Annotated in this window: 5 protein-coding genes; 4 read left to right on the top strand and 1 reads right to left on the bottom strand. The window is 51.2% G+C overall.

What is annotated here, in order from left to right; translation table 11 throughout:
• Positions 1-397: 397 nt before the first annotated feature.
• Genes AC0LWN_RS32515 through AC0LWN_RS32505 form a run of 3 tightly spaced genes read left to right on the top strand, consistent with a single transcriptional unit; the run spans position 398 to position 4,438 of the window.
• Positions 398-784: a MarR family winged helix-turn-helix transcriptional regulator gene (locus AC0LWN_RS32515; RefSeq protein WP_474672732.1), complete on the top strand. Its 387-nt coding sequence runs from the start codon at positions 398-400 to the stop codon at positions 782-784.
• On the top strand, positions 777-2,537 hold the full coding sequence (locus tag AC0LWN_RS32510) for an ABC transporter ATP-binding protein (RefSeq protein WP_474672730.1): 1,761 nt from the start codon (positions 777-779) through the stop codon (positions 2,535-2,537). Before AC0LWN_RS32515 ends, AC0LWN_RS32510 begins: the two co-directional genes overlap by 8 nt.
• Positions 2,534-4,438: an ABC transporter ATP-binding protein gene (locus tag AC0LWN_RS32505; RefSeq protein ID WP_474672728.1), complete on the top strand. Its 1,905-nt coding sequence runs from the start codon at positions 2,534-2,536 to the stop codon at positions 4,436-4,438. The genes AC0LWN_RS32510 and AC0LWN_RS32505 overlap by 4 nt, the downstream gene beginning before the upstream one ends.
• Positions 4,439-5,191: 753 nt before the next feature.
• Here AC0LWN_RS32505 and AC0LWN_RS32500 read toward each other — a convergent pair.
• Positions 5,192-5,671, bottom strand: a complete 480-nt coding sequence (locus AC0LWN_RS32500) for a GNAT family N-acetyltransferase (RefSeq protein WP_474672726.1) — start codon at positions 5,669-5,671, stop codon at positions 5,192-5,194.
• Between the two features lie 176 nt (positions 5,672-5,847).
• Here AC0LWN_RS32500 and AC0LWN_RS32495 point away from each other — a divergent pair, with 176 nt between their 5' ends.
• Complete coding sequence (locus tag AC0LWN_RS32495) at positions 5,848-8,073, top strand: MMPL family transporter (RefSeq protein ID WP_474672724.1); 2,226 nt, start codon at positions 5,848-5,850, stop codon at positions 8,071-8,073.
• Positions 8,074-8,552: the final 479 nt, after the last annotated feature.

Here is an 8,552-nt window from a genome sequence, read left to right as displayed (position 1 = left end):
TCCTACTGGGAAGCGAGAGGGCTGAAAAGTTTGCTTTCACGTTATCTGGAGCTTTGTTAACTTTTGGAACCGCCGTATGCGGACCCGCATGTACGGTGGTGTGAGAGGACGGGGGCCTACCGCCCCCTCCTACTCGATTGTCTAAATGAAGAAGCTGCTGTTCTTCATTCCGTAATAATTGATAACGGATACAACAATTGACAAAGAGCCATGGCGAAAATATAATTAGGTTGCCTAATTAATAGCGTGTTTAAATATTTGTATACCTAATTAAAATGGAGGTGGGCACATTGGGATAGATCAAGAAAATCCAGTCGCGCACCGGCTTTTCTCCGCACTCCGGCATTTGCGTAAAGCCCATTGGCAGAAGACGGTAGAGGGACATAAGCCCAGTGAGATGACTTTATTAATATGCATCGCCAAACGGTCACATGCAGCGGATGAGGGAATGAAGGTTTCCGAGATCAGCCGGTTATTGGGACTTACGCCCCCAACTGTTACGCAGCTTATCAACAGTCTTGAGGCCAAGCAGATGGTAGTGAGACAAGCGGATGCCTCCGACCGGCGGGTTGTGCGCATCAAGCTTACGGAGCAGGGGAAGATTATTACCCGCAGGGCGAGGGATCATATGGATGCTACTCTTAACAGGCTGGTGGAACATTTGGGCGAAGACGAGTGCAACCAATTGGCAGATTTGCTGCAGAAGGTGCATAGGTTCATAGAGGACAATCCGCCGCCTAATCTAGACCGGTTACAAATGAACGGAGATGAGAAACGTGATTAAATTATTGAAGCAATTGAAGCCTTTTAGGCTGGCTGTAGCAGCGGTGTTAATACTTGTGTTTCTGCAGTCAATGGGGGATCTGTATCTTCCTACCCTGATGAGCGACATTGTTGACAAAGGGATTGTGCAGGGAGACCGCAGCTACATTTGGAGAATCGGCGGCTTCATGCTGCTGGTTGCAGCGGGAGGCGCCCTGTGTTCGATCATTGCCAGCTACCTGTCGGCAAAAATCGCCGCCGGCTTCGGCAAGAACACCCGCTCGCGGATGTTCAATCATGTGGAGAACTTCACCCTGCATGAATTTGACAAGCTGGGAACAGCCTCGCTGATTACACGCACCACCAATGATATTACACAGGTTCAGACCGTGCTGACTATGATGCTGCGTATGATGGTCGGCGCACCGATGATGATGATCGGCGGGATTATTATGGCGGTCTCGGAGGATGCCAGGCTGTCCTTGATCTTCGTAGTAGTTATTCCTCTGCTTATCGGCGCGATTCTCTTCATCGGCATGAAGGGGCTGCCGCTGTTCAAGGCGATTCAGGTCAAGCTGGACAAATTGAACCGCGTGCTGCGCGAGCATCTGACGGGTATCCGTGTCATCCGCTCGTTCAACCGGATTAGCCATGAGAACGAACGGTTCACTGAAGCCAATAGAGATCTAACGGATACTGCCATCAAGGTTAATAAAATTATGGCCGGTCTGATGCCGCTGATGATGATTGTGATGAACTTCTCGATGATCGCCATCCTGTATTACGGTGGAATCCGGATCGGCGACGGCGATTTGCAGGTCGGCTCGCTGATGGCTTTTATTCAATATGCGATGCAGATCATGTTCTCCCTGATCATGGTATCCATGATGTTTGTGCTGATTCCCCGGGCGTCTGCTTCTGCGCTTCGTATTAACGAGGTGCTGGATATGCGGCCGGAAATTACAGATCCAACGGCTGCGCAGCTTCAGACAACTGCTGCAGTGACCCGCAAGGATGGACGTGATGGCATGCGCGGTTTTGTCGAGTTCGACAACGTATCCTTCTCTTACCCTGGTGCGGAACAGCCAGCGCTCTCCGGGATCAGCTTCAGCGCCCGGCCTGGTGAAATTACAGCCATTATCGGCGGTACAGGGTCAGGGAAATCTACGCTGCTCAGCATGATTCCGAGATTCTATGACGTTATTGAAGGCGCCGTGCGGGTAGACGGTGTTGATGTGCGTGAGATGACACAGGAAGAGCTGCGGAGCAAGATCGGATATATTCCGCAAAAAGCGGTGCTGTTCACCGGCTCCATCAACGAGAATATACGCTACGGCAAAGATGATGCTACGGAAGAAGAGATTATTCATGCGGCCAAGGTGGCGCAGGCCTTCGATTTCGTGTCCGCAATGAAAGACGGCTTCAACTCGGAAATCGCCCAGGGCGGCGGCAACGTCTCCGGCGGCCAGAAGCAGCGGCTGTCCATTGCCCGCGCACTGGTAAGAAAACCGGAGGTCTATCTGTTCGACGACAGCTTCTCGGCCCTTGACTTCAAGACGGATGCCAAGCTGCGCGCTGCGCTCAAGACCGAGACTACGGAATCGACTGTAGTGATTGTTGCCCAGCGGGTCAGCACCGTTATGGATGCCGACCGGATTATTGTGCTTGATGAAGGCCGGATTGCCGGAATGGGCACGCACCGTGAGCTGATGGAGAATAGCGATGTGTACCGCGAAATCGTATCCTCGCAGCTTTCAGAGGAGGAAATAGCATGAGTGAACAGAATAGTGCAAGCAAGCCGGCTCCCCGCCGGCATGGCGGTTTTGGCGGCGGGCGCGGACCCGGCGGTCCGGGTATGGGGCTGCCTCCTGAGAAAGCCAAAGATTTTAAAGGGACGCTGCGCCGTCTGATCCGTTATTTGCGGCCCCGCCAGTTCCAGCTTCTCATCGTTTTTATTATGGCAATTGCCAGTACCGTATTCAGTATTTTCAGCCCTAAGGTGATGGGTAAAGCGACAACCAAGCTGTTCGAAGGCGCTTATGGCATTCTCATGAAAGTGCCGGGAGCGAAGATTGATTTTGACTATGTGAACCAAATTCTGCTTCTCCTGGCTGGCCTGTACCTGTTCAGCGCGTTGTTCAGCTATGTGCAGCAGTATGTGATGTCCGGTGTCGCCCAGAAGGTTGTCTTCGATATGCGCGAGCAGATCAACAGCAAGCTGGAACGTCTGCCACTGAAATATTTCGACTCCCGGACACACGGGGAAATTCTCAGCCGCGCCACTAATGATGTGGACAACATCAGCACTACGCTTCAGCAGAGCTTGACGCAGCTCATTACATCCATCGTAACCATTATCGGTGTCATTATCATGATGCTGACCATCAGCCCTTGGCTGACTCTGATCACGATCATTACCTTGCCGCTGAGCTTTGTGGTTATTATGGGCATCACCAAACGCTCACAATCCTACTTCATCGGCCAGCAGAAATCGCTGGGACAGCTCAACGGCCATGTTGAGGAAATGTACACCGGTCACCGGATTATCAAGGCTTTTGGCCGTGAGAAGCATTCGCTTGATGAGTTTGACAAAATCAATGACTCGCTGTACGACTCCGGCTGGCGCTCACAGTTCATGTCCGGGATGATCATGCCGCTGATGATGTTTATCGGCAACCTGGGTTATGTGCTCGTCTGTGTGGTCGGCGGTATTTTTGTTACCAAGAAAATCATTGATGTCGGGGATATCCAGGCCTTTATCCAATACTCACGCCAGTTCACCATGCCGATTACACAAACAGCTAATATTGCCAACATTATTCAATCGACGATTGCTTCGGCGGAACGTGTATTTGAGCTTTTGGATGAAGAAGAGGAAGTTCCTGAGGTTAGCACCTCCCTGGCGAAACGCACGGCGGATGCTGAAGAAGGCTCTGTTGAATTCCGTCATGTGAGATTTGGCTATAAAGAGGATGCCATCCTGATTGAGGATATGAATATTGAGGTCAGCCCCGGACAGACCATTGCGATTGTAGGGCCGACCGGCGCCGGTAAAACCACGATGATCAACCTGCTGATGCGGTTCTATGAAATCAGCGGCGGGGAGATTATCATCGACAGCGTCAATATCACCGATATGAAGCGCAGCGAGCTGCGCAGCAAATTCGGTATGGTGCTGCAGGATACGTGGCTGTTCAACGGCACAATCAGCGAAAATATTGCCTATGGCCGCGAAGGCGCTACAGAAGCGGATGTGGTGCGGGCTGCCAAGGCTGCGCATGCCGATCACTTTATCCGTACCCTGCCGCTCGGCTATAACACGATTCTGAACGAGGAAGCCTCCAACATCTCGCAGGGGCAGAAGCAGCTTCTGACGATTGCCCGGGCGATTCTGGCCGATCCGTCCATTCTGATTCTTGATGAAGCGACAAGCAGCGTTGATACGCGTACTGAGGTACAAATCCAGAAGGCGATGAACACGCTGATGAAGGGCAGAACAAGCTTTGTCATCGCCCACCGCCTATCGACTATCCGTGACGCCGATCTGATCCTTGTGATGAATCACGGCAGTGTCATTGAGAAAGGCACGCATGTAGAGCTGCTGGAAGCGGGTGGCTTCTACGCCGACCTGTACAACAGCCAATTCTCCGGTGACGATCTGGTGGAAGTAAGTTAAGCTGATGCAATAAATACAAGGCCGAACAATTTATATTTGGCGGCTGCCCGAAGCCCCTCTGTTCACAGCAGGCGAAGTCCTAACTGTGTGCAGGGGAGCTTTTTCGTTGTTTAGGAAATTATGATTTCTCTTTCTTGTGGATAAGATGTGCAGTCGGATTCGATCGCCTTTTTCCAACTAGCGCTGGCGAAGAAGCAGGTGAGCAGTGCTATATAGATTGAACTAGAAATCCGTAGTCTCCATGTTGGATAACCATAGTGGATTTTTTGCATGACTGCACTTCTTGCAATAGATTTTCGGATATAGAGTTAAATACAGCTTTTCTAAGGGATCTAATGTACAGAGTGCAGTAGATTGAGTTTTTCGAATGATTTATGGGTCATCTGGTGCAGAGGATGCAATAGAATGCGAGTTCTGACCTACCTACTTTTTTAAGTTCAAGTTATATAGTTGGAAAAAGGGAACTTATTTCTCTCCAAAATCAACAATTGTGAGTTTCAAGTGGAAAAAGGAAACTTAATTGGGTCATATTCCTTCGTCAAGAGCGAAAGGAGCTGAATTAGTTAACCTTTTTCCACTTCACCTGCGGAGAATAGGGTGCTCGAGCAAATTAGTGATCCTTTTTCCACCTGGAATTACCGAAGGAATCATAAAGGGTCCTCCAGGCAACGCTAAACTGAAATCTAAAGCGGCTACGTTGTCCATAAAGGTCGGCGTAGCCGTTTTGTTCTTGATGTGCACAGGGATTTGGGGTTATTTTTCCGGAGGCTCTGTTAAGGGAAATAAATCTTGAGATAATCTAATCATATCCCTGCACTGTATGCCATTTTCAAAAATTTCTTCGCTGTAGTGTCTGACGAAAAAATCCATATCGACACCAGTTATTCTAAAACCGCATTTTTGATATAGAGCCAATTGTCCTATGCTTGAATTTCCAGTTCCAACTTCTATCGTTGTGTATCCTCTTGACTTAGCTGTTTGAATTGCATCAATTAGCAGCTGCTTCCCAATCCCCCGATTATGCAGAGCTTCTACGACCGCAATATTTACCAATTCTACAGTTTCAGGTCTTGTTGGAAGCAGTACATAAATCCCGACAATTTGATTGTCACTTTCAGCTACATAGCATTCTCCCCTTTGCACATATTCTTCAACAAGTGATTGCGAAGGGTCAGCTAATAACAACAACTCTATTGGAGGTGTTTCATCTGCACGTAGTTTCCGGATTTCCATTTTTCTCCTCCTAAAAACCGAATAATTCCATTCTAGCATGAAATCAACTCAAGTAATGATCACAGGGTTGATTAACAGAGTCTAAAAAAAGGTTTGCTTAAAATTTGCGGCATATATATGATAAGGATATGAAAATGACCCACGGTTCATTTTTGGCCGGAGGGTGCGAGGAGAGGATGAAAGGAATGTCAGGCTACGGTAAATGGGTGGCAGGCAGCAAGAGCAAGTGGATTACTTTGCTAGTGTGGATTGCAGTGGTAGCAGCGCTCACTATGCTGTGGCCGGGTGTGAACTCCCAGGAGTTGAACAACGCCTCGAATCTGCCTGAGAGCTCGCCGTCCGTAAAGGCATCTGTAGTTGCCGAAAGGGAGTTCCCTGCCGGAAGCGGTGTACCAGCGCTGCTTGTATGGCACAGGGAAGGCGGGATGTCCGAAGCGGACCTGAAGCAGATTATTGCTGTATACGGCAAGCTTGAAAAGCAGCCGCTGGAGCATCAGACTTATGTCCCGCCGCTGGGAAAGCTGCCGCCGCAGGCGCTTAAGGCCTCATTGTCAGAGGATGGCAGCACACTGGTGACGCCGGTGCTTTTTGAGAAGACGGCAGACAGTGAACAGCTTCGTGAAGCTCTATCTGCTATGAAAAAGCTTGTAAATGCAGAAACGGGCAGCGAGACTTCGGCGGCGAAGGTGGACAGCGGAGAGCTTAGCCTCCGGGTAACCGGACCGGTGGGAATTTCCGTCGATGCCACAGGGCTGTTCAAGAATGCGGATGTTTCGCTGCTGATTGCCACGGTAGTGCTGGTACTGGTGTTCCTGCTGCTGATCTACCGTTCGCCGATCCTCGCCTTGATTCCGCTGGTTGCGGTAGGCTTTGCGTATGGAGTAACCAGTCCCGTGCTTGGCAAAATGGCCCAGGAGGGCTGGATCACTGTCGATTCCCAGGCCATTTCCATTATGACTGTCCTGCTGTTCGGTGCCGGCACTGACTATTGCCTGTTCCTGATCTCCCGCTTCCGTCAGACGCTGAAGGTGGAAGAGAGCAAGGGCAATGCTTTGCGGCGTGCCATCTCCCATTCCTCGGGTGCTATCGCGATGAGCGGGTTTACGGTTGTGCTGGCGTTGTTTGCGCTGCTGCTGGCCAAGTACGGCGCTTACCACCGGTTTGCGGTTCCGTTCAGCGTCTCGATTCTGATCATGGGGATTGCGAGCCTGACGCTGGTACCGGCATTGCTTGCGATCTTTGGCCGGACTTCGTTCTTTCCCTTTATTCCGCGCACAGCTCAGATGGAGGCTGAACGGGCGAAAGCTAAAGGCAAACCGGCTCCACAGCCCAAAGCCTCCACCAAAAAAGGAATCGGCGGCCTTGTCGTTTCCCGCCCTTGGGCCATTGTAGGGGTGACCGTTGTCATACTGGGGGTGCTGGCCTCGTTCTCCAGCGGAATCAAGTTCACCTATGATATTCTGTCCTCCTTCCCGAAGGATATGGAGTCACGCGCAGGCTTTGATCTGATCGGCAAACAGTTCTCCCCCGGAGAACTGGCCCCCGCGAAGCTCATGGTGGATACGCAGGGTAAGGTAGACGGAGAGGACATCAAGGTTGTCCTTGGCGGCATTTCTTATATTGATACGGTGTCCGATCCGCAGCAGGGTGCGGTCAACAAGAACATTCTCGGCTATGATATTGAATTCAAAAGCAATCCATATTCGCTGGAGGCCATGAGTCACATTCCGGCCCTGCAGGCCTCAGTGGAACAGGCGCTTGTAGAATCCGGTCTGGACAACGCCAAAGACAGCGTATGGATCAGCGGGCAGACGGCAACCCAGCATGATACCAAGGAGCTGGGGGAACGGGATACGGACCTGATTATTCCGGTTGTTATCGGACTGATTACCGTACTGCTGCTGATCTATCTGCGCTCTGTAGTGGCGACGGTTTACCTGGTAGCAACTGTTATCCTCTCCTTCTTCTCGGCCCTCGGCCTTGGCTGGATTATTATTCATTACCTGCTGGGTGCGGATGCTATTCAGGGAGCGATCCCGCTATACTCCTTCGTGTTCCTGGTGGCGCTTGGTGAGGACTACAACATCTTCATGATCTCGAACATCTGGAAAAAACGTAAGGTGATGCCGCTGAAGCAGGCTATCTCCGAGGGTGTCAACGAGACCGGCTCGGTCATTACCTCTGCCGGGCTCATTCTGGCCGGAACCTTCGCCGTGCTGGCAAGCTTGCCGATTCAGGTGCTGGTGCAGTTCGGCATCATCACCGCCATTGGTGTGATGCTGGACACCTTCGTGGTCCGTCCGTTCCTGGTGCCTGCGATTACCGTTCTTTTTGGAAAATGGGCCTTCTGGCCCGGCAAGCACCGGGAGCTGGAGCGTGCGCTGCCTGGTCGTGAGGATTGAGCGATAGCGTGAAGAAACAGGGATGCCCGCTGTGCCGTGAAGGCAGGCGGGCATCCCTGTTGTAGTGAAGGAAGCGGCAGAGCTGCCGTGGAATCAGGCGAAGCAAACGCCGTTAGTGCGTACTGAACGAAACAACGGCAGAAATGCCGTTGTTAGAGTGCCGCATGCGGGCTCTGGGTGAAACAACGGTAAAATGCCGTTGTTAGAGGTCCGCAGGCGGATTCTGGGTGAAACAACGGCAGAAGTGCCGTTGTTGGAGAGCCGCGGGCGGGAAGTGGGTGAAACAACGGCAAAAATGCCGTTGTTAGAGTGCCGCAGGCGGGCTCTGGGTGAAACAACGGCAGAAACTCCTAGGCCCCCTAATGAAACTGGAGAGTTGCCCCCCAATTTATTACACTGAAAGAAGAGGGAGGCGAGTTTCATGAAGAAGAGAAAAGCCTATGAGGAAATCCGACTCGAGATTGTGAAAGAAGCACTCT

It is taken from the genome of Paenibacillus sp. sgz302115 (assembly GCF_056120445.1).
The sequence above is the reverse complement of the archived record's forward strand: the minus strand, read 5'-3'. Positions and strand labels throughout refer to the sequence as shown.

What these genes read in the sequence shown, in the direction of transcription:
- AC0LWN_RS32515 (WP_474672732.1), top strand. Translation starts at nt 398, where the DNA reads ATGACTTTATTAATATGCATCGCCAAACGGTCACATGCAGCGGATGAG.
- AC0LWN_RS32505 (WP_474672728.1), top strand. Translation starts at nt 2,534, where the DNA reads ATGAGTGAACAGAATAGTGCAAGCAAGCCGGCTCCCCGCCGGCATGGC.
- AC0LWN_RS32500 (WP_474672726.1), bottom strand. Translation starts at nt 5,671, where the DNA reads ATGGAAATCCGGAAACTACGTGCAGATGAAACACCTCCAATAGAGTTG.
- AC0LWN_RS32495 (WP_474672724.1), top strand. Translation starts at nt 5,848, where the DNA reads ATGAAAGGAATGTCAGGCTACGGTAAATGGGTGGCAGGCAGCAAGAGC.